Below are 23,258 nucleotides of genomic sequence, written 5' to 3'. Positions count from 1 at the left end.
GTTTTAAGGTAAGTTACAGTTTAGTCAGGTTATTATTGTTTGATGATAAGCACGGTAGCAAAAGCGGCCACTCCTTCTTTTTTGCCCACAAAACCGAGGTGTTCGGTAGTAGTAGCTTTTATGGAGATGTCGCTTTCCGAAATACTCATGACGCCGGCCAGGCATTTCTTCATATCCGGGATGTGTGGGTTTACCTTTGGCTCCTGCAGGCAGATGGTAGAGTCGATGTTGCCGATCTCGTAGCCTTCGAGGGCAAGCAGGTGTACCACTTCTTTTAAAAGTATTTTGCTGTCGATGCCTTTGTATTTCGGGTCTCTGTCTGAAAAATGGAAGCCGATGTCGCGCATATTGGCGGCACCCAGCAGCGCATCGCAGATAACGTGGACTAATACATCGGCATCGGAGTGGCCCAGTGCGCCATGTGTATGCGGAATTTTAATACCGCCCAGCCAGAAATCGAGCCCTTCCTGTAGTTGGTGCACGTCGTAGCCGAAGCCGGTTCTGATCTTTAATTTCATAGGTAAAGGTAAATGCTTAACAATAAGCGAATAGTCGTAAAAGTAAATCTAACGGAAAAATATGATTATACGGTAGCGGCTATATAGTTTCTTTGACGTTTGATATGGTGCCAAGGTTTAATACAGCGTAGTAGAATTATAAATTATGAATAGGCCTGTTATAACAAGAACAAGAGAGGGAGTTTGTCAGAATCAGGATTTTCAGGATTTGAGCTGTGGGTATAGTTTGAGTTATAGTTCTATAGTTAGCATACACACCCTTACTCTCTCAAGAGGAGACTTTCTACCCTTGCTATAGTTTGATTTATAGTTTCATTGTTTCTGTTGGTCAAACCACCCCTGCCCCTCCTTGTCTAAGGAGGGGAGCTCTGATACTGATATAGTTTCAGCTATAGTTCTATAGTTACAGACCACGAGCAGGCAGGCGCAGCCTGACACAAGGATCTATAACCACGAGAAAAGCAGATCTTCTATAACTAGGAGACATCAGGCAATCTATAGTTAAATCATAACCTATCGAACTGTTATCAGTCTTTGGGTTGAGCGCCTTTGACTTGTTGCGGTGCCGCAGGCAATCCGACGCAGGAGGATAGCAAGAAGGCAGCAGCGCGATGCCCGAAGACGGGGCCTCCCGGCCTCAGAGGGAGCTAAACCAACTATAAAACGATAGGCTCTTAGAGCTCCCAAGATCAGAGGAAACTATAGAATGATGCCTTGGTTCCAGTAGTAGGCAAAGCAAACTATAGAACTATAGCTCGTGAGTATCAACTATAAGCTGAGATAGATTTCTTGCTACACTCGAAATGACAAAAGTGTGGGGATTAACTCTAAGACATATAAGATGTCTCGGCTTCGCTCGACATGACATTAAAAACAACTATAGACTATAAAAAAGGCTGCAGTTTTGAGTTGCAGCCTTTTGCTAAACTTTAATGTAACTATAGCCTACGCTTCAGCTACTACTTCTTCCTTTTTCTTCTCAGCTTTATAAAGCAACGTAGAGCAGTTATTTGGATTAAGCACCTGCTTCGCGCAGCGCTGGATATCAGCAGGAGTTACAGCCTGTATCTTTTCACCTTCGGTATTTACAAAGTTGGCATCGCCTAAGAGTTTTCCGTAAGCCAGGTTCATAGCGCGGTTCAGCAGCTCAATTTCGGAGAATACCAAACTGGTTTCGGCCTGGTTCTTTACTTTGTTCAGTTCCTCTGCATCTACCAACGTATCCATCAGTTCCTGGTTTATTTTCTCGATGGCGGTGTTGGCTTCCTGTAAATCTACGCCTTCGTTCAGTTTGCCTTGAATGATCAGTAAGCCTGGTTCTATACTTCCGGTTACCGATGCTGAGATAGAGTTGAACAACTTCTGCTCTTTTACCAGTTGCTCATACAACCTGCTCGACTTACCACGGCCCAGAATATCGCTGATCAGGTCAATGGCATAGTAGTCTTTATGTGTGCGGTGCGGCATGTGGTAGGCTTTGTAGATAGCGCTTAGCGGCACGTCGGCACTAGTTTCCAGCACGCGCGGCTCGGTTTGCTGAGGCTCATTCGGGATGCTTCGGGTGTACTTTTCACCGGCAGGTATCGGTCCGAACCATTTTTCGGTCAGCTCTTTGGCATGCTCGAAGGTGATGTTACCGGCCACCACCAATATTGCATTGCTTGGAGAGTAGTGCTTTCGGTGAAAAGCCTTTACAATATCCATGGTCGCATCCTCGATGTGCGCGATTTCCTTACCTATAGTTGCCCATTTATACGGATGATTTTTGTAGGCCAACGGACGCAGTTTGAGCCACACATCGCCATAAGGTTGGTTCAGGTAGTTCTGCTTGAATTCTTCTACCACCACTTTGCGCTGCACCTCCAGGCCGTGTTCGCTAAAAGCCAGGTCCATCATGCGGTCCGACTCCAGCCAGAAACCTGTTTCGATGTTCTGTGCCGGCACGGTCAGGTAATAATTGGTGATATCCGGGCTGGTAAAGGCATTGTTCTCGCCGCCTACGCGTTGCAGGGGCTCATCATACACCGGTATGTTCACCGATCCGCTGAACATCAGGTGCTCAAACAAATGGGCAAAACCAGTATGCTCTTCCACTTCGTCGCGCGAGCCCACGTCGTACAGCACATTTAAAACCGCCATCGGCGAAGTATGGTCTTCGTGCACGATCACGCGCAACCCGTTATCTAAGGTAAATTCTTTAAACTGTATCATCGTTTTGGTAAGACGTTAGATTATAGATATTAGATGTTAGATTTTAAACTATAGCCATTCATTTAATCTCATGGAAGTCTACAATCTAAAATCTAGCGTCTAGTATCTTATCAAAGATCAAAAGTATAAATTAGCTACTATATTTTGTTGCTGAACCTAATATAGTAACTTGCCTGCCTGTAACAAGGTTTTCCTTTTTAAGATGAACTATAACCGCAAAGACTACTCCGACGACGAACTGATCTCGCTTTACCGCGCTATTTTGATGCCGCGCATGATAGAAGAACGCATGCTGGTGCTGCTGCGCCAGGGCAAGGTAAGCAAATGGTTTTCCGGCATTGGCCAGGAAGCAATAAGTGTAGGTTCGGCCATGGCGCTGGAGCAGGACGAATACATACTGCCGCTGCACCGCAACTTAGGCGTTTTTACCAGCCGAAATGTGCCTTTAGACAGACTGTTTGCGCAGTTCCAGGGCAAAAAGACCGGCTTCACAAAAGGCCGCGACCGTTCGTTCCACTTTGGTTCTAACGAGCACCACATCGTGGGTATGATCTCGCACCTGGGCCCACAACTGGCTGTAGCCGATGGTATCGCTTTGTCTGATTTGCTGGACAAAAAAGAGAAAGTGACGCTGGTATATAGCGGCGATGGCGGAGCCAGTGAAGGTGATTTCCATGAAGCGCTGAACGTGGCGGCTGTGTGGGGCCTGCCGGTTATTTTTATGATCGAGAATAACGGTTATGGTTTGTCTACGCCAAGCAACGAGCAGTTTAAGTTTAAGCAGTTTATAGATAAAGGCCCGGCCTATGGCATGGATGCCCTGCAGATAGACGGCAACAACCTACTGGAAGTGTACGACACCATTCGCCAGACAGCGGCCAGCATGCGCAAGAACCCGCGCCCGGTGCTGATCGAAGCTATGACCTTTAGAATGCGTGGCCACGAAGAAGCCAGCGGTACCAAATACGTGCCACAGGAGCTGTTTGAGAAGTGGGCGAAAAAAGACCCGGTAGAGAACTATGAGAAGTACCTGCTGGATAACCTGGTGCTGACGCCAAAGGCTGTAGAAACGATACGCGAAGAAATAAAGGCCGAGATTGAAGCCGGTCTACAAACCGCTTTTGCCACGCCAATGCCTGTTGCCGATAAGCAGGAAGAGATTGCCGACATGTACAAACCGTATGTGCAGCAACCGGTGGCGCCAGCCTCAGGAGCTAAAACCGAGAAACGCTTTGTAGATGCTATCTCAGACGGGTTACGCCAGAGCATGGAGCGCTACCCGGAACTGGTACTGATGGGTCAGGATATTGCCGAATACGGTGGAGTATTTAAGGTAACAGAAGGCTTTGTAGAGAAATTCGGAAAAGAGCGCGTACGCAACACCCCGCTTTGCGAGTCGGCTATACTTGGTATTGGCCTGGGCATGTCGGTGAAGGGCAAGAAGAGCATGGTAGAAATGCAGTTTGCTGATTTTGTGAGCGTGGGCTTTAACCAGATAGTAAATAACCTGGCCAAGAGCCATTACCGCTGGGGGCAGCACGCCGATGTGGTGGTGCGCATGCCTACCGGTGCCGGTACCGCAGCCGGCCCGTTCCACTCGCAGAGCAACGAAGCCTGGTTCTTCCACACACCAGGCCTGAAGATCGTTTATCCGTCGTCTCCGTATGATGCTAAAGGACTTTTGAACGCCGCTATTGAAGATCCGAACCCGGTGATGTATTTCGAGCACAAGCTATTATATCGTTCTATCTCACAGGAGATTCCGGATGATTACTATACCGTAGAAATTGGCAAAGCGAAAACAGTAGCCGAAGGCGAAGACCTATCGATCATAACATACGGTATGGGCGTGCACTGGGCCAAGCAACTACAGCAGGAAATGCCGGGCACCAGCATCGAGATTCTGGACCTGCGTTCGCTGCTGCCATGGGATAAAGAAGCCGTAAAAAATACGGTAGCTAAGACCGGACGCGTTATAATACTACACGAAGACACCCTGACCGGCGGGATAGGAGGCGAAATTGCAGCTTGGATAGCCGAAAACTGCTTTGAGCACCTGGATGGGCCTGTAGCCCGTGTTGCCAGCTTAGACACCGCTATACCGTTTGCACCGCCATTGGAAGCAGAGTTTCTGCCGAAACAGCGCCTGCGCGAAAAGGTGGAAGCCATACTGGCGTACTAAACTATAAAATTACATGCTATGATAAACCGCCTGCTGTACTCTTTACTGTTCTGTGCTGCGCTTTCCTTATTTGTCGGATGCGGAAACAAGGGTATTCCCTGCCCGTCGCCAACCGGTAAAAGCATGAAAGTACAGGCAAAGGGTGCAGCAGGACTGGAAGCCATAAAAGTACCTACCGATAAGAACGGAAGGGTACAAAAGCGGAAAAAGAAATTCCTGCTTTTCTGACGGATTTGCCTTCACCAACCTAACCAGCTACCCTATGAAACAACTTTTTACATTACTTATCTTTTGCCTGGCTTTCTCACTGATTACTGAAAGTACTTTTGCCCAGATAAAGGCCACTACAGATAGCAAGCACAAAAAAGAGCAGAAACGCTTTCTGAAGGAGGCCCGCAAGACAGAATCGACTTACAAGGAAACCCACCTGAATACCAATACCTACACGTATAAAAAAGGGGAGGCGGCCCGTAAGCGTGCTATTAAGCGCGACGAGCGCCGGAAGTACAAGTACGACGATACCGGCAAGCCACACAAGAAAAAGCAAATATTCCGCAAGAAGGCAACAAAGAAGCAGGAAGGCGTATAAATACCTGAATCAATACAACGCATACATCATGAACTGGCACCCACTGAACAGCTCCGAACAATTAGACAGCATTTTAGAAGAATCAAAACAGGGCCCGATCGTTATATTCAAGCACAGCACCACATGCTCTATCAGTGCAACGGCCAAAAGCAGGCTGGAGCGTCAATGGGGCGATAAAGGCCTGGATCATGTTAAAACGTATTACCTGGACCTGCTTTCTTACAGACCAGTATCGAACGAGGTGGCAGAAGTGCTGGAGGTGCGCCACGAGTCGCCGCAGCTGCTGCTGGTGCAGGATGGTATGTGTACGTTCCATGCATCGCACCTGGGCATAAATTTAGACGAACTGAAGAAAAAAGTTGCCACTACCAACCAGTAGCGGCAACTTTTTAGCTTAAATGTACTTAGTATATAAAACTTACCGTTTGCTTTATTTCCGGATGAAGGCTTAGCGCAACCGGGCAGGTGCGTGCCGCATTCTCCAGCATGGCTTTTTCTTTTGCAGTATAGTTGTTGGCCGGCATTTTAAACGTCAGCACCACTTCGGCGATGCGGCGGGGCTCGGCAGCCATAATTTTAGTAGTTTCTATTTCCATGCCCTCGATGGCAATGTTGTTGCGGGTAGCCACAATGCCCATAATGGTCATCATGCAGCTGCCAAGCGCGGCGCAAACCAGGTCTGATGGCGAAAAAGCTTCGCCGCGACCGTTGTTGTCTAAGGGTGCATCGGTAATGATCGCGTTGCCTGAAGCCAGGTGTTGTGCCGTGGTGCGCAGTTCGCCCAGGTATTTATTTTGGATAGTTGCCATAATCTAAATATTTGAAAAGGAACGTGAATTTACTTACTTTTAAACAAACTCTAAATTAAATAAAGTGATACGATTCATCGCTTTCGCCTTAATGCTTCTGCTGGCTGTTGTAGCGCGGCCGGTGCTTGCTCAGTCTGAGGAAGAGGAGAGCTTCAGAAACGAACTGAGCTATGGTGTAAACCTGAACTCGAATGGCGGGCTTATAGGTGGCGTTTTTGTGCGATCGGCCTACACTATAAACGACGATGTGCTGCAGTTTGGCGCCCTGGAGATAGTGGAAGTAAAACACCCCCGGGAGCTGCGTGTGTATGGCCAGACAGGCGATTCCTTTATTATAGGCAAGCAAAGTTACCTGTTTGTAGTGCGCCCGCAATATGGCCGCGAACTGGTACTTTTCCGGAAGGCCGCCGAGTCAGGGGTGCAGGTAAATGCAATAGGGGCCATCGGGCCATCGCTGGGGTTTCTGGCGCCTTACTATATCCAGTACAACTATGGCATGAGCGGCTTCGAGGATATCCGTACCGAGCGCTATGATCCTGTGAAGCATGTGAACAAAGAGTTTATACTGGGCAGTGCCGGTGTGTTTACAGGCCTCGGCGAATCTGAACTGAACATTGGTGTGCATGGCAAGGCCGGTCTGAGCTTTGAGTATGGCCGCTACAATGAGAGTATTGCCGGCGTAGAAGTAGGTGTGCTGGTAGAGGCTTTCACTAAAAAGATGGTCATTATCCCGGAGGCGCAGAACAACAGCGTTTTCACGTCGGTGTATCTCAATATCTACTACGGCCGCCGTAAATAACATCCCTTTCCGAACAAAACCTTTCCCGGGGCTGTTGCAAGGTAGCACGGCATAAAACTTAGGTCTTATGCTAATGTGTGTTAACGCATTACTTCCTATCTTTGCAGCATGGATGAATTAATATCACTTCCGGTAATACAGCCCAATACCACTCCTGCCGAACTGAGCGAGAATGGCAAGATCCGTAAGCCAAACTGGCTGCGCGTAAAGCTTCCTGTTGGGCAGGAATACGCCAAAGTACGTAACATAGTAGACGAATATAAACTGCATACCATCTGCGAGAGCGGCAACTGCCCGAACATGGGTGAGTGCTGGGGCGCAGGTACGGCTACCTTCATGATCTTAGGGAATGTGTGTACCCGCAGCTGCTCTTTCTGCGCTGTGGCAACAGGCCGCCCGAATGAATACGATGTAGATGAGCCACGCCGCGTAGCAGAGGCCATCCAGCTGATGGGTGTAAAGCATGCCGTTATTACGTCGGTTAACCGCGATGAGCTGAAGGACCGTGGCGCTGCCATCTGGCACGAAACGGTAAAGCTGGTTAAAGAACTATCCCCATCTACTACTATAGAAACCCTTATTCCGGATGTGAAAGGCACCTGGGATGCGCTGATCACCATGATCTCGGCGGGGCAGGAAGTAGTATCGCACAACATGGAGACGGTGAAGGAGCTATACCGCCAGGTGCGCCCGCAGGCCAAGTACGAGCGCAGCCTGGAGCAGATAAAACGTACCAAAGAGTACGGCAAACGTACCAAAACCGGTATTATGCTGGGCTTAGGCGAAACCCGTGAGCAGGTGTACCAGGCCATGGATGACCTGGCTGCCAACGGTTGCGATATTTTAACTTTGGGCCAGTACCTGCAGCCAACCAAACTGCATATTGAGGTAGCGGAGTTCATACACCCGGATCTGTTCGCTCATTACCGCGAAGAAGGTCTGAGCCGCGGTATTAAGTATGTGGAGTCGGGGCCGCTGGTAAGGTCATCGTACCACGCCGAGCGCCACGTAAACGTATAGCCAACTTAACTATAGTTATAACAAGAGCCCTGCAGCCGACCCGCTGCAGGGCTTTTTTGTTGGCTGAAATCTATCCCGGTCACCTTTCCAGCAACCGCAACTATAGCCTGTTTGCCGGGGAAACCATTCATCTGGAGCAACTATAGGTTGGATGATTATAATATTTTTTTTGACACAAGTGCATGGTGTGTTATATAAGGCTACTACTATATTTTGAGGTGAAAAATATAAATTATTATATATATATGCGTCTTATTATATTGATACATATTATTTTTCGAATTCAGCACAACATATTCATATTATTTAAGTAAATGAAATTGTTCAATATGTATAGTTGTATCTATATATATTCTGCTCTCCGCATATCTCATTTCAAAATACGTATATGAATAAATTTCTACTGCTGATTTGTTTCATCTGTGCTGTTAGTGTTACCCTTAGCTACGGACAGGCAACAGATGTACTGGGCAATGCAAGTAGTTATGCAGTGCTCGCTTCCTCTCAGATCAATAACAGCGGTGCATCAGGAATTACCGGAAACGTGGGTGTAAGCCCGGGAAGTACGATAAATGGTGAAGCCGGACTGGTTGTAAAAAATGGCAAGATCGAAAAGAATACAGCCTCGGCTATTAGTGCTCATCAGGATGCACTGGTAGCCTATAACGCGTTGTATGCCCGAACGCCGGCCACACCCCTGCATAACGACCTGGGGAACTCCCTGCTTCCGCTGGGGCCCGGTGTTTACAAAATAACCGGCGATGCCAGCTTTAAAGGCGTGGTAACCCTAACCGGAAACGGAGATGTGAACGCCAAGTTTGTGTTCATTGTAGATGGTGACCTGCTGACGGATGCACCGGCTGCCGGTGTACTGGCTATGAACGGAGCTCAGCCAAGCAATATTTACTGGGTAGTAACAGGAGGTGTAAACCTGGGTGGCTCTACGGGCTTTCAGGGCACTATTCTGTCGCAGGGCGATATTACGCTGGGCAACGGCGTGGTTGTGATCGGGCGTGTGCAGTCGATAAACGGGCAGATAAACCTGAACAATAACAACATATTTCTGCCAAACGTGGTGGTTACCGACCTGAAAGTAAGCAAAGCAGCTGCCGAAGGTACCTATGTAGTTGGCTCGGAAGTAACCTATACCATCACCGCCACCAACAATGGCCCAGGCACAGCCACCGACGTTATCGTGCGAGAAAATGTACCGGCCGGACTGGAGTTTGTGCGTGTTGAAAGCAGCTCGAAAGGTACTTATAACGAAGCTACCCACATCTGGGAAGTAGGCACGCTGGAGAACGGCGAGTCGGCTACGCTGAAGCTGGTATTTAAAGTAGTAGCCACAGGCGAACTGAAGAACAGCGTTACCATTATTGGCCGCGACCCGGATCCGAACCCGGGCGACAACATCGGCGAAGACCCGATAGATGTACCGGAGCCATCTGCTAACCTGAGTGTAACCAAATCGGCAAGTGCAGGCCCGCATAAATTAGGCTCGGAAGTAACCTATACCATCGTGGCAACCAACAATGGTCCGTATGCAGCTACCAATGTTGAGGTAACCGAACAATTGCCTGCCGGGCTTCAATACACCAGTCACCAAACAACAAAAGGTACTTTCGACCCGGTAACAGGCAAGTACATAATTGGTACTCTGGCAAACGGCGAGAGCGCTACTTTAACAGTAGTTGCCCGCATCGTAGCCGCCGGCACCATCAAAAACATAGCCGCTGTCACGTCACCAGACCTGCCGGACCCGGAACCAGGCGATAACGACGATGAAGAACCAATAAACGTGACCTGCGACGATCCGGGGCTGACTATAACCGGCAACGGCACCGTTTGCGCAGGCCAGGAACTGACCCTGACCATAACCGAAGTGACAGGCGGAACCTACAACTATACGCTGCCAGCTGGCTTTACCGAAGTAGCGCGTACAGCTACCACCATCACGATAAAAGCAGGAAATACCGGCGGCGAACTTACCGTAAATGTAGTTGACCTGTGCGGCACCGCTTATACTACAGCTAAAACTATAGTTGTAACCCCGGCGGTTGAGAAACCAACTATAGCTGGCACCGCGGCTGCCTGCGCCAACGCCGACGGTCTGACCTACACTATAACCAATGCCGTAGAGGGCGTGACCTATGAGTGGATCGTGACCGGCGATGTAACCATAACAGCAACTACAGCCACATCAGCAACTATAAACGCAGGAGCTACCGGCGGAACTATAGCTGTAAAGGCCAGCAACAGTTGTTTTAACAGCACTTCGGATGCCCTGACAATAGGAATAACGCCAGCACCTGCACAGCCAGCTTTTGTAGCATCAGCTTCGGAAGTATGTGCCGGAAAAAATGCAACCTATGAAGTAGCAGAAGTAGCAGGAGCTACAGGCTACACCTGGACTCTGCCGGAAGGCTGGACCATTACTTCAGGAGAAGGCACGAATAAGATAACTGTAAAAGCCGGAACAGCCGGTGGCAACATTAGCGTAACTGCTGATAATGCCTGTGGCAGCAGCGCAGTTACAACTATAGCCGTTACGGCCAACAATGTACCGGCACTGCCAACTATAAGCGGCACAACAAGCGGCTGCACCGGATCAACAGTAACCTATAGCGTAGCCGAAGTAACAGGCGCTACCAACTATAACTGGACCGTGCCACAAGGCTGGACCATCGTATCCGGAGAGAATACGCCAACAATAGAGGTACTTGTAGGTCAGGGAGCAGGCAATGTAACTGCAAGCGTAACCAACGGTTGCGGCGACAGCGAAACCGCAACTATAGCGGTAGCCCCGATCGTACTGACTGCTGACCTGGCCATAGAAGGACCGGATAATACCTGCGCCGGCAGCAACGACAATACCTACACCGTAACGGCCCAGGAGAACGCTACCTACCAGTGGACATTGCCGCAGGGCTGGACCATTGTATCCGGTGACGGCACCAACACTATAACAGTAGCAGCCGGCACCAGTAGCGGCGAAGTGAGTGTAACCGTAAGCACGCCATGCCACGATACCAGAACAGTTAGCTACAACACAACAGTAACAACGCCACCGGCATCAGCAGGAACTATTACAGATAACAGCACTTACTGCGATGGGCTTGCCTTCAGTATTGCCGCAGTTCCTGGAGCTACGGGGTATACCTGGTCGGTTCCGGCAGGCTGCACCATTATCTCGGGGCAGGGCACTACAGCCATCAAGGTAAAAGCAGATAACCCGAACGTGTCCGGCGATATTAAAGTAGTGGCCGTAACCGGCAGCTGCACGAGCCCGGAAGCGGTACTTGCCCTGGATATGAGCAAAGTGAACGGTAACCTGAACTTCCCGAAAGCCTTTAGCCCGAACGGCGATGGCAAGAACGACAACTGGGTGATAGCGAACCTGGAGAAATACAGCGGCAACGAAGTGATGATCTATAACCGTTACGGCACCGAAGTATATAAGAAGAAGAACTACCAGAACGACTGGACCGGAAACGGACTGGAACAGGGAACTTACTTCTATAAAGTGCTCGTGAAACTATGCGATGGCAAAGACCAGGTGTTTACAGGTTATGTAACCATCTTCCGCTAAGCATCAGGCCAAACAAAAGGACAAAAACATTTAATACAATGAGAATAGTTTATACCCTGCTGGTCCTGCTTATTGCCGTAACGGCGAGCGCCCAGCAAAACCCGCAGTACTCCCAATACATCTTCAACAGTATGGGCATTAACCCTGCCTATACTGGTAGCAAGAATGTGCTAAACGTAAATGCCTTCCACCGTGCGCAGTGGACGGGCATTGAAGGCGCCCCAACCACCCAGGCGCTCAGCATCGACGGTATTTCGGCTAACAACAAGCTGGGGCTGGGCCTGGCACTGACCCGCGACCAGATAGGGGCGCAGTCGGTGATCTCGGCTTATGCCAACCTGGCGGTAAAGCTGCCTGTCAGCGAGAATGGTGTGCTGAGCTTTGGTCTGGCGCCGGGGCTGGTACAAACCAAAGTAGACGGCAATGAATTCGGGATTGAAGACGACCCGGCCATACCGGCAGAGCCTATGAGTACCATTAAAGCAGATGTGAAGATCGGGGCTTACTTCCATACACAGCGTTTTTATGCCGGTTTATCTGCATCCGACCTGCTGCAGTACAAGGACATGGACCAGGTAGAGCCTGAGCGCCACTACTACTTCACGACCGGGTATGTAATGGATCTGGGGCCTTTTGTAAAGCTCAAGCCAAGCATTCTGGTAAAAGAGGATTTTAACGCACCTACCGCTATTGACCTGAACGCGTTTGTACTGCTGGCCGACCGGCTATGGCTGGGCAGCTCGTACCGCACCAGCATGAACCTGTTTAACGACACGCCGGAAATGTCGGGCATGAAGAACCGCACGGCAGTTGCCTTTATAGGGGAGCTGATGATTCACCGCTCGTTACGGCTGGGCTATGCTTACGATAAAATGCTGAATGGCCTGGACTCCTTTAACACACACGAAATTTCGGTAGGGTATTACTTCTTCAGAAAGAAAGATACCAGAATGATGACCCCGCAATACTTTTAACCGATAGCCAGAACGTTTATGAACTATAAGTTTACACCCATATACCTTGTTGCAGCTGTGCTCCTTAGCTTTGGAACAGCAGCACATGCACAATCAGACCTTAAAAAGGCGAACAGGCTCTTTAGTGAGAGCTCCTATGCCCTGGCACTGGACCATTATAAGGCAGCTATTGCAAAACGGGAGCCGGATGCCCAGACCACACAGCGCATTGCCGATGCCTATCGCCTTACCCGCCAGACCGGACAGGCCGAAGCATGGTACGCCAAAGCGGTGCAACTGCCCGGCAGCGACCCCATGAACCTGTATTATTATGCAGAAGCTCTGCGCAGCAACGGTAAATTTGCCGAAGCAAAAGAACAGTACATGAAGTGGGCTGAGGCGCAGCCGGAACATGCAGAGCAGGCCCAGAAAAAAATGGCTGCTGTAGACGAAGCTCAGAAACTGATGCAGCAGCCGACCGCCGAAGTACAGCAACTAACCACTATAAATGCCGGCAGCTTCTCCGACTTTAGCCCGGTACCGTTTGGCAAAGGCATCCTGTTTACCTCAGATCGTGGTGTTGCTTCCGATAAAAAGGCGGATGTGTACGGCTGGACAGGCCGCCCGTACCTGCAGCTGTTTTCGGCAGAGCCGGATGCGCAAGGCAACTGGGGGGCACCGGTAGCACTGCAGGATGTGCTGCACTCCAAATACCACAATGCTACGGCATCAGCCGCCGAAAACGGACAGCAGCTTTATTTTACCCGCACGCACATGGTACGCCAGCGCAAAGGCGGCAACCCTGACCCTACCAGCTGGGTAAACGAGCCCGAAAAACCAGAACATATCAACCGCCTCGAGATATTCCTGGCACAGAAAGAAGGCGAAACCTGGGGCAACATCCAGCCTTTTGCCTATAACAATGTTACTGAGTATTCAGTAGGTCATCCGGCGCTGTCGGCAGACGGGCAGATCCTCTACTTTGCTTCCGATATGCCCGGCAGCCTGGGTGACACTGATATTTTTTATACCGAGCGCCAGCCAGATGGCTCCTGGGGACAACCTGTAAATGCAGGACCAACTATAAACACACCGGGCCGCGAGAGCTTTCCGTATGCCGATGCCAGCGGTAAACTATACTTTGCTTCGGACGGACATGCCGGCATGGGCGGGCTCGATATTTTTTCGGCAGAAGGCACACACGCCAACTGGTCCGGCGTACGCAACCTGGGCTATCCGATCAACTCGCCTAAAAACGACTATGGCATTATGTTCACGGAGCCTGGTGAGCGTGGCATGCTATCCTCAGACCGCGACTCTGGCAATGGCACCGACGACATCTATAGTTTTAATGTGCTGCTGAAACCGGCAGTGCTGGCCATTACTACACTGGAGCGCAAGCAAAACGCAAAAGCTGCCGACACGCCACTGGCACAGGTAAGTGTTGCCATTACCCAGGAAGCTACTACCAACACCGAAACCGTGACCACCGACGCTAAGGGCCAGTATTTTATGCCGGCGCACAAAGGCAGAAACTATAGTTTGACGGGCACCAAAAACGGATACCTGACCCAGAAAGCCGTAGCCGCTATCCCTGTCACGGCCTCCGACACAGTACAGGTAGCCCTGCTGTTCGATAAAAATGAAGTGGACCGGGTAATTGTGCTCGAGAACATTTACTACGACCTGGATAAGTGGGATATACGTCCGGATGCAGCTGCCGAGCTGGATAAACTGGTAACGGTACTGCAAAGCAATCCGGAGCTTAAAATAGAAATGAGCTCACACACCGACAGCCGCGAGAGCGAAAAATATAACCTGACACTTTCGGAGCGCAGGGCGCAGGCTGCAGTGGAATACCTCGTATCCAAAGGCATAGACAAAAACCGCCTGACGGCAAAGGGCTACGGTAAATCGAGGCTGGTGAACAACTGTACAGATGGCGTAGAGTGCCCTGAAGAGATGCACCAGCAGAACCGACGCACCGAGTTCAAGATAAAATAAGACATATCAGCTTGATATAGAAATTCTCATTAGCTTTCATAGTTTGGAAAGGCTCCGCAGATTCTTCGGAGCTTTTTTGCTTTACTGGCGCTGTCGTAAACATTGTACGCTGCTGCACGTTCAGAAATGAGCTTTACAGCCCACCCATGAAGAAAACGATACTCTTATATATTTGTACCTGCCTGTTTACAACTATAGCTGCCGCCCAAACTATAGTTACAGGCACCATTACCAACGCCCATACACAGCAACCTATAGTTGGCGCAACCATAAAAGCCAGCACCGGCCAGGTTACCCAAAGCACTCTTAACGGAAGCTATAGTTTGCCCGTGCCCATGCAGGCAACGTACCTGGTCGTCTCGCACATCAGTTTTGTAACCGATACTATAGCTATAGCGCCGGAGCAGACCACAAACTATAACATACAGCTGCAGCCGCGCCCCATGGTTCTCCCCGAAGTAAGTGTGCAGGGGTACCAGACCAACCGGCCATTGCTCGAAACGGCAGGCGCCATCAGTATAATTAACAGCGATGTGTTGCAGCAAACCGACGAAAGCTCGCTGGTAAGGGCCATAAATACAGTGCCGGGCGTACAGATGGAGGAGCGTGCTCCGGCCAGTTACCGTATTTCGGTGCGGGGCAGCACGCTGCGCTCGCCGTATGGCATCCGGAACGTGAAACTGTACTACAACGGCATACCACTGACCGAGGCCAACGGCACCACCGCGCTTAATTTGTTAGATGCCGCCAGTGTTGGAAGTGTAGAAGTGCTGAAAGGACCAGCAGGCAGCCTGTACGGGGCCGGAACCGGCGGCGCAATCTTACTGGAACCAGACCGTGCAGAACTGGGGAGAGAAGCTGGCATTGGTGTAACAGTCGGATCGTTTGGTTTCCGGAAATACAGTGCCGTAGCAGGAGTGGGGTCTGCGAAGAGCAATGTGCTGGTACAGTATAACCAGCAGGAATACGATGGTTTTAGAGAGCAGTCGGCTATGAACCGGAAAGTGCTGCTGATTTCGCCGGAGTTTTATCTTTCTGAAAAGCAGACCATCACCTCGCACCTTATTTATTCGGATCTGTACTATGAGCTGCCGGGCGGGCTTACGCTGGAGCAATATAACCAGAACCCAAACCAGGCACGGGGCGGTGACTTCGGGAGTGTAAAACAGAATGCCTCCATGAACCAGGAAAGCTTTCTCATCGGGCTGAAGCACAACTATAGCTTTAACGACAACTGGAGCAATGCTACGCTGGTGTATGGCATGCAACGTTTCCGCGACCATCCGTTCAATACAGACTATGAGCGCAACGCCTCGCAGGAGGTCGGGGCACGGAGCAGCTTTGCGCACAACACCACTATCGCAACTATTGCTACCACCTTTACCTTTGGGGGCGAGTTTCAGAGGAGCCTGGAAGTGGCCCGCACCTATGACAATAACAGCGGCACAGCCGGCAACCTGCGCTCCGACGACGAAATTACTGCCAGAACCGGCTTTGTTTTCGGGCAGGCCGAACTGGAGCTGCCATCGGACTTTATTCTGACGCTTGCCCTGAGCCTGAACGACACACAGTATAAAACAAAGCGACTGGCCCAGGTGACGACCGGCAACTATAGTTTCGTTAAAGATTTCGAAACGGTCCTCTCTCCACGCATTGCGCTGCTAAAAAAACTGAATGATCAGGTATCGGTGCATGGCAGCATCAGCTCCGGTTTCTCGCCCCCGACTGAAGAAGAGATACTGACCTCTGACGGCGTTTTTAACAATGACCTGGAACCAGAGAGAGGCACGAACTATGAACTGGGTGTGCGAGGCTACGCCCTGCAGCGCAAACTATACGTTGATGTGGTTGGGTTTTACTTCAGACTGAACGAGACCATTGTGAGCCGGCAGAGCACATCGGGTGTGGCTGTGTTCCGGAACGTAGGAGCCACCTCGCAAAAGGGGCTGGAAACAGCACTGAGCTATACAATAGTGGATGCACCTGCCAGTTGGATAAGCTACAGCAAACTATGGGCAAGCTACACCTACAGCCATTTCCGGTTTAAGGAGTACCAGCAAAACACAGACAACTATAGCGGCAATCGCCTGACCGGGGTAGCGCCGCACGTACTTTCTGCCGGGTTTGATATCAGGACCAGGCCGGGCTTTTACCTGCACCTACGGGCAAACTACACCGACGCAATACCGCTGAATGACGCAAACACCGTGTACGCCGAAAGCTACCTGGTTACAGGTGCAAAACTTGGCCTGCGGCGAACTATAGCCAGTGCCCTGCAGCTGGATGTTTTTGCAGGGATCGATAACCTGACCGATGAAAACTATAGTTTAGGAAACGACCTGAATGCTTTTGGCGGAAGATATTACCAGCCGGCACCGCCCCGTAACTACTACACCGGCATAAAGCTAAACTATAAGCTCAGGTAAATCTACTGGGAAGTAACGGGCACCGGCGGGTATTGCGACATGACGTTGGCAACCGCTTTGTTTATGTCCTTGTCGCCGGCCACCACCGGGTCAAGGCCGGCTTCGTACCATCCGCGCCATACTAAACTGTTGGTATTTGGGTCTATCAGGTCTACGATCAGGGTGCCGGGCGGCAGCGATGCTACACTTCTGTAGGCAGGTATGCCGCTTGTGTTGTAGCGGTAGCGGTAACCATACCAGTAACTATAGCCATAGCCAAAACCCGGCGCATACACAGTATCCGTTTCCGAAGCATCTGTAGCGGGCAGGGCAATGTCGTAAGCAATAAGCAGGTCAGGAGATTCTTCATTGGGGCGCAGCCCGTTCTTCACCAGTTCGCTTTCTACGGCAAGTTTTATCTGCTGATCTAAAAGCGTACTATAGCCGCGGCCACCGCCGGTTATAGGGCTGGGCAGTTCTGCTTTATACCAGGCGTAGGTCTGGTACACCCTGAAGTTAGCGGTTTCGCTGTAAGTGCTGCGGGTAACGGGGCCGGTGGTGCAGGCAGTGCTCCATACAAACAGGAGCACTGTTAGGGCCTTCCACAAAATTACTGGGGTTGTTTTTAGAGAGTAGTGCATGGGCTGAGTAAGTGGAGACACCTACCTATACGCACTATCAGCCGCGAGGGCTATCGCAAACTATAAGCTGTAGCGAACTACTTTTTCTTGCGGAACCAGCTGCGCTGCTTAGCTGCACGCTCCTGGCTGATGAAAGAAGCAAGCTCCTGGTCCATTGTTACGGCAGGGGCTATAGTTGCCTCTACAGAGAAAGGAACAGCTACCGGAGAAACAACCGGCGACTGAGCTGGCTGGATAAAGATAGGCAATACTGCAACATGAACCTTTGCGGCCGAAGCAGCAACTGTACCACCGGAAGTAAGCATGGCAGCTCCGGTTGGAGTGTTAGCAGCACCTTGTGCTAAACGTAGAGCAAGGCTACTCATAGTGGCAACCTGCGCAGATGCGGAAGTATAACTAATTACCAGAATCGTAATAAAAGTAAGTAGTAATACTGATTTTTTCATATTGTTTATAGTTTTTTGACTACTCTAACGATTTAACGGTTGCAAAGTTATGGATTTTATATATACAAATAGCGAAATATGTAAAAAATAATCATATAGTTTTATTAGCATAGTTATAAAACCGCGATTAAATCGTTTAAATGCATTTTTTGAGAATGAAATTTTTTAAAAATTTTTTAAAAAAATCTTAACGTCAGGTTTAGGCGGTTATAAATTTATTGGAATAATACACTTTGAAAGGAAAATGGATGATTTGTCGATGAAATTCAGGGGTTTGTCGTGACTTTTGATAGGGTGGAGTAAAAGAAAAAGCCTGACCAATGTGGCCAGGCTTTCTGAAACTATAGGATAATTCGGTTAGCCGATAGCTACCATCTCATTTCCGTCTTCATTATAAGCTTCAATCGGAGCGCACGAGCAAACCAGGTTACGGTCGCCATAGGCACTATCGATGCGGCTAACGGTTGGCCATACTTTGTTGTCGCGCAGGTAAGCCATCGGGAACACTGCTTTCTCACGTGAGTAAGGTCTTTCCCAGTTCTCTACCATCACTACTTTTAAGGTATGTGGCGCGTTTTTCAGCACGTTATTCTTCTGGTCCGCTTTGCCGGCTTCAATCTCACGTATCTCCTCGCGGATTGAGATCATCACATCGCAGAATCTGTCCAGTTCTTCCTGTGCTTCAGACTCGGTTGGCTCTACCATCAGCGTACCTGCAACCGGGAACGATACGGTTGGCGCATGGAAACCATAGTCCATCAAACGCTTCGCAATATCTTCCACTTCTACGCCATACTTCTTGAACTCACGGCAATCCAGGATCATCTCGTGAGCGCAACGGCCTTTAGAACCAACGTACAGTACCGGGTAGTGCTTCTCTAAACGTGCCTTCATATAGTTGGCGTTCAGGATAGCAAACTTCGTAGCCTCTGTCAGGCCATCAGGACCCATCATGGCAATGTAGGCATAAGAAATAGGCAGGATAGATGCAGACCCCCAAGGCGCAGCCGACACCGCATGAATGGCATCTTTACGGCCAAGGTCAACTACAGCATGGCCAGGCAGGAACGGAGCCAGGTCTTTCACCACACCAATTGGGCCCATGCCAGGACCACCACCACCGTGTGGGATACAGAATGTCTTGTGCAGGTTCAGGTGGCAAACGTCAGCACCGATGTGTGCCGGCGAAGTTAAACCTACCTGAGCGTTCATGTTGGCACCATCCATGTAAACACGGCCGCCGTTGTCATGTATGATCTGGCAGATCTCAACGATTGACTCCTCATATACACCGTGTGTAGAAGGATAAGTCACCATTAAGCAAGACAGCTCATTTTTATATTGTTCTGCTTTCGCGCGCAGGTCAGCTACATCAATGTTACCTTTCTCATCGCACTTAACTATAACCACTTTCATGCCGGCCATAACTGCCGAAGCCGGGTTAGTACCGTGTGCAGAAGATGGGATAAGCGCAACTGTACGGTGATGATCGCCACGTGACTCGTGGTACGCACGGATAACCATCAAACCAGCGTACTCGCCTTGTGCACCAGAGTTTGGCTGCAATGATACGGCATCGAAACGGGTGATCTCGCAAAGCCATGCTTCCAGGTCTTTAAATATCTGCGCATAACCTTTTGTCTGGTCAGCTGGTGCAAACGGGTGTAATTGCCCGATTTCCGGCCACGTGATCGGAATCATCTCAGCGGTAGCATTCAGCTTCATGGTACAAGAGCCCAGCGAGATCATCGAGTGAACAAGAGAAATATCTTTGTTCTCCAGGTACTTCATGTAACGCAGTATCTCGTGCTCAGAGTGGTGCTTGTTAAACACTTCATGTGTCAGGTACTCGCTTGTGCGGATCAGTTTATCCGACCAGGTGATTTCAGTTTCTTCCGGTAGCGCATCTATCGTTAGCACATCCGCAGACTTACCAGCCACTTTTGCAAACACAGCAACTATTGCTTTTACATCGGCCAGGTTGGTGTTTTGATGAAGCGAGATACCAATGTTGTTCTCCCCGAAATAACGGAAGTTGATACCTGCAGCCTCAGCTTCCGTACGGATCGCATCTCTCAGTTCAGCACTTTCAACAGCGATCTTCAGCGTATCGAAATACTGCTCGTTCTGCTGCTCAAAACCTACGGCTTTCAAACCTTTCTCTAACTGTTGTGCAAGAGAGTGAGTATTTAAACCGATATACTTCAGACGGCGCGGGCCATGGTAAACGGCATACATACCGGCAATAACAGCCAGTAATACCTGTGCCGTACAGATGTTGGAAGTTGCTTTCTCACGACGGATGTGCTGCTCACGCGTCTGCAGGGCCATACGGTACGCTCTGTTACCTTCCGCATCTACCGAAATACCAATAATACGACCCGGAATTACGCGCTTAAAGGCATCTTTTGTAGCAAAGTAACCTGCGTGCGGACCACCAAAGCCCATTGGCACACCAAAACGCTGCGTAGTACCCACTACAGCGTCAGCACCCATCTCGCCCGGAGATGTTAACAACGTAAGCGAAAGGATATCAGCAGCAACAGCTACATAAGCATCGTTCTCATGCGCCTTTGCAATAAAGTCTGTATAATCGAAAATGGCGCCGTCGGCAGCAGGATACTGTACCAGGGCACCAAATAAGTTTTCGTCAGAGAAGTCAACTTCACGGTGATCGCCGATAACCAGCTCAATGCCGATTGGTGTAGCACGCGAAGTAAGTACGTCTATAGTTTGTGGCAGTACCAGGTCAGATACAAAGAAGCGGTTCGCGTTTTTGCGTGCTCCTTTACGCTGTGCATAGAACATTCCCATGGCCTCAGCAGCAGCAGTACCTTCATCCAGCAACGATGCGTTGGCAATCTCCATGCCGGTCAGGTCCATCACCATGGTCTGGTAATTGATCAAAGCCTCCAGGCGGCCTTGTGCAATTTCGGCCTGGTATGGTGTGTAAGCTGTGTACCAACCCGGGTTCTCCATAATATTACGGAGTATAACCGGGGGCATGATCGTATCATTATAGCCTAAGCCAATGTACGACTTGTATATTTTGTTCTGCTTCGCGATCTGCGAGAACTGGTTCAGAAACTCTGTCTCCGTCAGGGCTGCTGGCAGGTTCAAAGGTCTTTTCAGGCGAATGGCGGCCGGTACGGTCTCCTCAATCAGCTGGTCCAGCGAGTCTACCCCGATGGTTTGCAGCATGTCCTGCATCTGCTCTTTGTCGGGGCCGTTGTGGCGCTCCTTAAACACGTCTGCAGGTTTGGTTTTAAATATCATATCGATGAAATATTGATTGGGAAATTGGGTTAATTTTTTTCTTGGTAACTAAGGGGCACTAAGCTCCTCATGATTTTCCACAAAAGTAACAGTATTTGTTTTTATATTGAACCACGAAAAGTAAATACTTAACGCCTTTGCCGGGTGCAGCTTATACATATAATTATAGTGTAGCTGTAACTGTTAAACACAATATCCGGCCGCTTGTTTAGTGCTTGCCCTGTAGGGGCATGGCTATAGTTTCAAACATCAGAAATCCAAGAACAATTCATGAATCTGCACATGACCAAGGTTAAAGTAGGTATTATTAAAGAAGGAAAGGTGCCTGTAGATAAGCGGGTGCCGCTAACACCAAAAAAATGCGAAGAAGCTACCCAGGAATTTCCTGACCTTGAAGTGCTGGTGCAGCCAAGCGAAGTAAGATGTTTTTCGGATGAAGAATATAAAGAGCTGGGGATACCGCTGCAGCAGGACCTGAGTAATTGTGATGTGCTGATGGGCGTGAAAGAAGTGCCTGTAGACCAACTGATCCCAAACAAGACTTATTTCTTCTTTTCGCATACTATAAAAAAGCAACCGCACAATGCCAAACTGCTGCGCGCGGTACTCGACAAAAAAATCACATTAATAGACTATGAGCTGCTAACCGATAACGAAGGCCACCGTGTAGTTGCTTTTGGCCGGTACGCCGGTATAGTTGGCGCTTATAATGGTATTCTCACCTATGGCAAAAAGCACAACCTTTTCGACCTGAAGCCTGCCTACCTGTGCCACGACATGGATGATATGCGGGAAGAGTTCTTTAAGGTAAAACTGCCTGCCATTAAAATTGCGGTAACCGGTGGCGGACGCGTAGCAGGCGGCGCCATGGAAGTGCTGGATGAAATGGGAATCCGTAAAGTAAGTGTCTTCGACTATTTATATAAGCAATTCACAGAGCCAGTGTATGCCCAGTTGCACTCGGGCGACTATAACAGAAGGCCTGATGTGGAAGTATGGGACTCTCCTGACTTTTATGCCCACCCGGAACTATACGAAAGCACCTTCCGCAAATTTACCCGCGTAACCGATCTGCTCCTGGCCTGTGCCTACTGGAACCCGCAGGCGCCTAAGCTGTTCTCGGAAGAAGACATCCGCCAACCCGATTTCAAAATAGATACTATAGCCGACATTACCTGCGATGTAGATGGCTCTATACCTACCACCAAGCGCGCCACCACTATACCAGACCCGGTTTACGACTATAACCCAACAACAGGAGAATTAGAGGCTGCCTATAGTTCTGAAAGCAACATAACGGTAATGGCTGTTGACAACCTGCCATGCGAACTGCCCCGCAACGCCTCTCGCGACTTCGGTCGAAATATCATAGACTATGTGTTTCCGCAGTTCTTTAACAACGATGAAGGTGGTATGCTGGCCAGAGCAACTATAGCCAAGGATGGCGAGCTGACCGAGAAATATAAGTACCTGCAGGAGTATGCGGATAGTGCGGTTGTTAATAAAGAGCAAGTGTAATATTATAAATCATTAACTATAAACAAAAGCTCCGAGCCTGCCTCCGGAGCTTTTGCTGTTTTAAGGAAGCAGTATAGGCATCCTATAGATGGTATTTATAAAGAGCATACTATATAATATGATAGTAACTGAAGAGAGTCAGGTTAGAATTGTAGTGTATGAAAAGCTTTTAAAATAATCCGGCTTATTTCCAGCCACTTAAGGGAGCGGGAAGGAAAACTTTACAGGCCGGGTTTGCAAAACGGCAAAAGGTTGCTACTTTTGCCTCCCCGTTCAGCAGGAAGGGCAAGGAAAGTGA

17 protein-coding genes are annotated in these 23,258 nt (G+C 49.5%); 11 read left to right on the top strand and 6 right to left on the bottom strand.

Going from position 1 to position 23,258, the window contains the following annotated elements; translation table 11 throughout:
- Nucleotides 1–32 precede the first annotated feature (32 nt).
- The gene (gene ispF, locus H7F15_RS18900) at nt 33–518 is read right to left on the bottom strand and encodes a 2-C-methyl-D-erythritol 2,4-cyclodiphosphate synthase (protein ID WP_185198565.1); all 486 of its coding nucleotides are present in this window, start codon (nt 516–518) and stop codon (nt 33–35) included.
- Nucleotides 519–1,463: 945 nt separating this feature from the next.
- Entirely contained in the window at nt 1,464–2,729 is a 1,266-nt protein-coding gene (locus H7F15_RS18895) for a pitrilysin family protein (RefSeq protein WP_185198564.1), read from the bottom strand.
- A gap of 202 nt (nt 2,730–2,931) precedes the next feature.
- Between H7F15_RS18895 and H7F15_RS18890 the strand changes: the two genes are divergently transcribed.
- Genes H7F15_RS18890 through ytxJ form a run of 4 tightly spaced genes read left to right on the top strand, consistent with a single transcriptional unit; the run spans nt 2,932 to nt 5,879 of the window.
- Complete coding sequence (locus H7F15_RS18890; RefSeq protein WP_185198563.1) at nt 2,932–4,911, top strand: thiamine pyrophosphate-dependent enzyme; 1,980 nt, start codon at nt 2,932–2,934, stop codon at nt 4,909–4,911.
- 18 nt (nt 4,912–4,929) lie between these two features.
- The gene (locus H7F15_RS18885; protein WP_185198562.1) at nt 4,930–5,139 is read left to right on the top strand and encodes a hypothetical protein; all 210 of its coding nucleotides are present in this window, start codon (nt 4,930–4,932) and stop codon (nt 5,137–5,139) included.
- Between the two features lie 34 nt (nt 5,140–5,173).
- On the top strand, nt 5,174–5,500 hold the full coding sequence (locus H7F15_RS18880; protein ID WP_185198561.1) for a hypothetical protein: 327 nt from the start codon (nt 5,174–5,176) through the stop codon (nt 5,498–5,500).
- 28 nt (nt 5,501–5,528) lie between these two features.
- Nucleotides 5,529–5,879, top strand: a complete 351-nt coding sequence (ytxJ, locus tag H7F15_RS18875) for a bacillithiol system redox-active protein YtxJ (protein WP_185198560.1) — start codon at nt 5,529–5,531, stop codon at nt 5,877–5,879.
- A 25-nt stretch (nt 5,880–5,904) separates the two neighbouring features.
- Here the strand turns inward: ytxJ and H7F15_RS18870 are convergent, their stop codons facing one another.
- Nucleotides 5,905–6,309, bottom strand: coding sequence for an OsmC family protein (locus tag H7F15_RS18870; protein WP_185198559.1), 405 nt, complete (start codon nt 6,307–6,309; stop codon nt 5,905–5,907).
- Between the two features lie 64 nt (nt 6,310–6,373).
- Here H7F15_RS18870 and H7F15_RS18865 point away from each other — a divergent pair, with 64 nt between their 5' ends.
- The 6 genes from H7F15_RS18865 to H7F15_RS18840 all read left to right on the top strand — a co-directional run bounded on the left by H7F15_RS18865 (nt 6,374) and on the right by H7F15_RS18840 (nt 17,100).
- On the top strand, nt 6,374–7,108 hold the full coding sequence (locus tag H7F15_RS18865) for a hypothetical protein (RefSeq protein ID WP_370523767.1): 735 nt from the start codon (nt 6,374–6,376) through the stop codon (nt 7,106–7,108).
- A gap of 108 nt (nt 7,109–7,216) precedes the next feature.
- Nucleotides 7,217–8,128 carry a lipoyl synthase gene (gene lipA / locus H7F15_RS18860; protein ID WP_255481333.1) on the top strand — a complete coding sequence of 304 codons (912 nt, stop codon included), beginning with the start codon at nt 7,217–7,219 and terminating at the stop codon, nt 8,126–8,128.
- Between the two features lie 388 nt (nt 8,129–8,516).
- On the top strand, nt 8,517–11,717 hold the full coding sequence (locus H7F15_RS18855; protein WP_185198558.1) for an ice-binding family protein: 3,201 nt from the start codon (nt 8,517–8,519) through the stop codon (nt 11,715–11,717).
- Between the two features lie 38 nt (nt 11,718–11,755).
- Entirely contained in the window at nt 11,756–12,691 is a 936-nt protein-coding gene (locus H7F15_RS18850; RefSeq protein ID WP_185198557.1) for a type IX secretion system membrane protein PorP/SprF, read from the top strand.
- Between the two features lie 18 nt (nt 12,692–12,709).
- Complete coding sequence (locus tag H7F15_RS18845) at nt 12,710–14,674, top strand: OmpA family protein (RefSeq protein WP_185198556.1); 1,965 nt, start codon at nt 12,710–12,712, stop codon at nt 14,672–14,674.
- A gap of 146 nt (nt 14,675–14,820) precedes the next feature.
- Nucleotides 14,821–17,100 carry a TonB-dependent receptor domain-containing protein gene (locus H7F15_RS18840; RefSeq protein ID WP_185198555.1) on the top strand — a complete coding sequence of 760 codons (2,280 nt, stop codon included), beginning with the start codon at nt 14,821–14,823 and terminating at the stop codon, nt 17,098–17,100.
- A gap of 2 nt (nt 17,101–17,102) precedes the next feature.
- Here the strand turns inward: H7F15_RS18840 and H7F15_RS18835 are convergent, their stop codons facing one another.
- The 3 genes from H7F15_RS18835 to gcvP all read right to left on the bottom strand — a co-directional run bounded on the left by H7F15_RS18835 (nt 17,103) and on the right by gcvP (nt 21,442).
- Nucleotides 17,103–17,687: a DUF4136 domain-containing protein gene (locus tag H7F15_RS18835; RefSeq protein ID WP_185198554.1), complete on the bottom strand. Its 585-nt coding sequence runs from the start codon at nt 17,685–17,687 to the stop codon at nt 17,103–17,105.
- Nucleotides 17,688–17,797: 110 nt separating this feature from the next.
- Nucleotides 17,798–18,166 (bottom strand): hypothetical protein, encoded by a 369-nt coding sequence (locus H7F15_RS18830; RefSeq protein ID WP_185198553.1) that lies wholly within the window; start codon nt 18,164–18,166, stop codon nt 17,798–17,800.
- Nucleotides 18,167–18,523: 357 nt separating this feature from the next.
- Nucleotides 18,524–21,442, bottom strand: coding sequence for an aminomethyl-transferring glycine dehydrogenase (gene gcvP / locus H7F15_RS18825; protein WP_185198552.1), 2,919 nt, complete (start codon nt 21,440–21,442; stop codon nt 18,524–18,526).
- Between the two features lie 282 nt (nt 21,443–21,724).
- Between gcvP and H7F15_RS18820 the strand changes: the two genes are divergently transcribed.
- Nucleotides 21,725–22,960 carry an NAD(P)-dependent oxidoreductase gene (locus H7F15_RS18820; protein ID WP_185198584.1) on the top strand — a complete coding sequence of 412 codons (1,236 nt, stop codon included), beginning with the start codon at nt 21,725–21,727 and terminating at the stop codon, nt 22,958–22,960.
- Nucleotides 22,961–23,258: the final 298 nt, after the last annotated feature.

The organism is Pontibacter sp. Tf4 (genome assembly GCF_014212495.1).
Lineage (GTDB): Bacteria > Bacteroidota > Bacteroidia > Cytophagales > Hymenobacteraceae > Pontibacter.
Note: the sequence above shows the minus strand (reverse complement) of the source record. Positions and strands in the feature narration are given on the sequence as shown.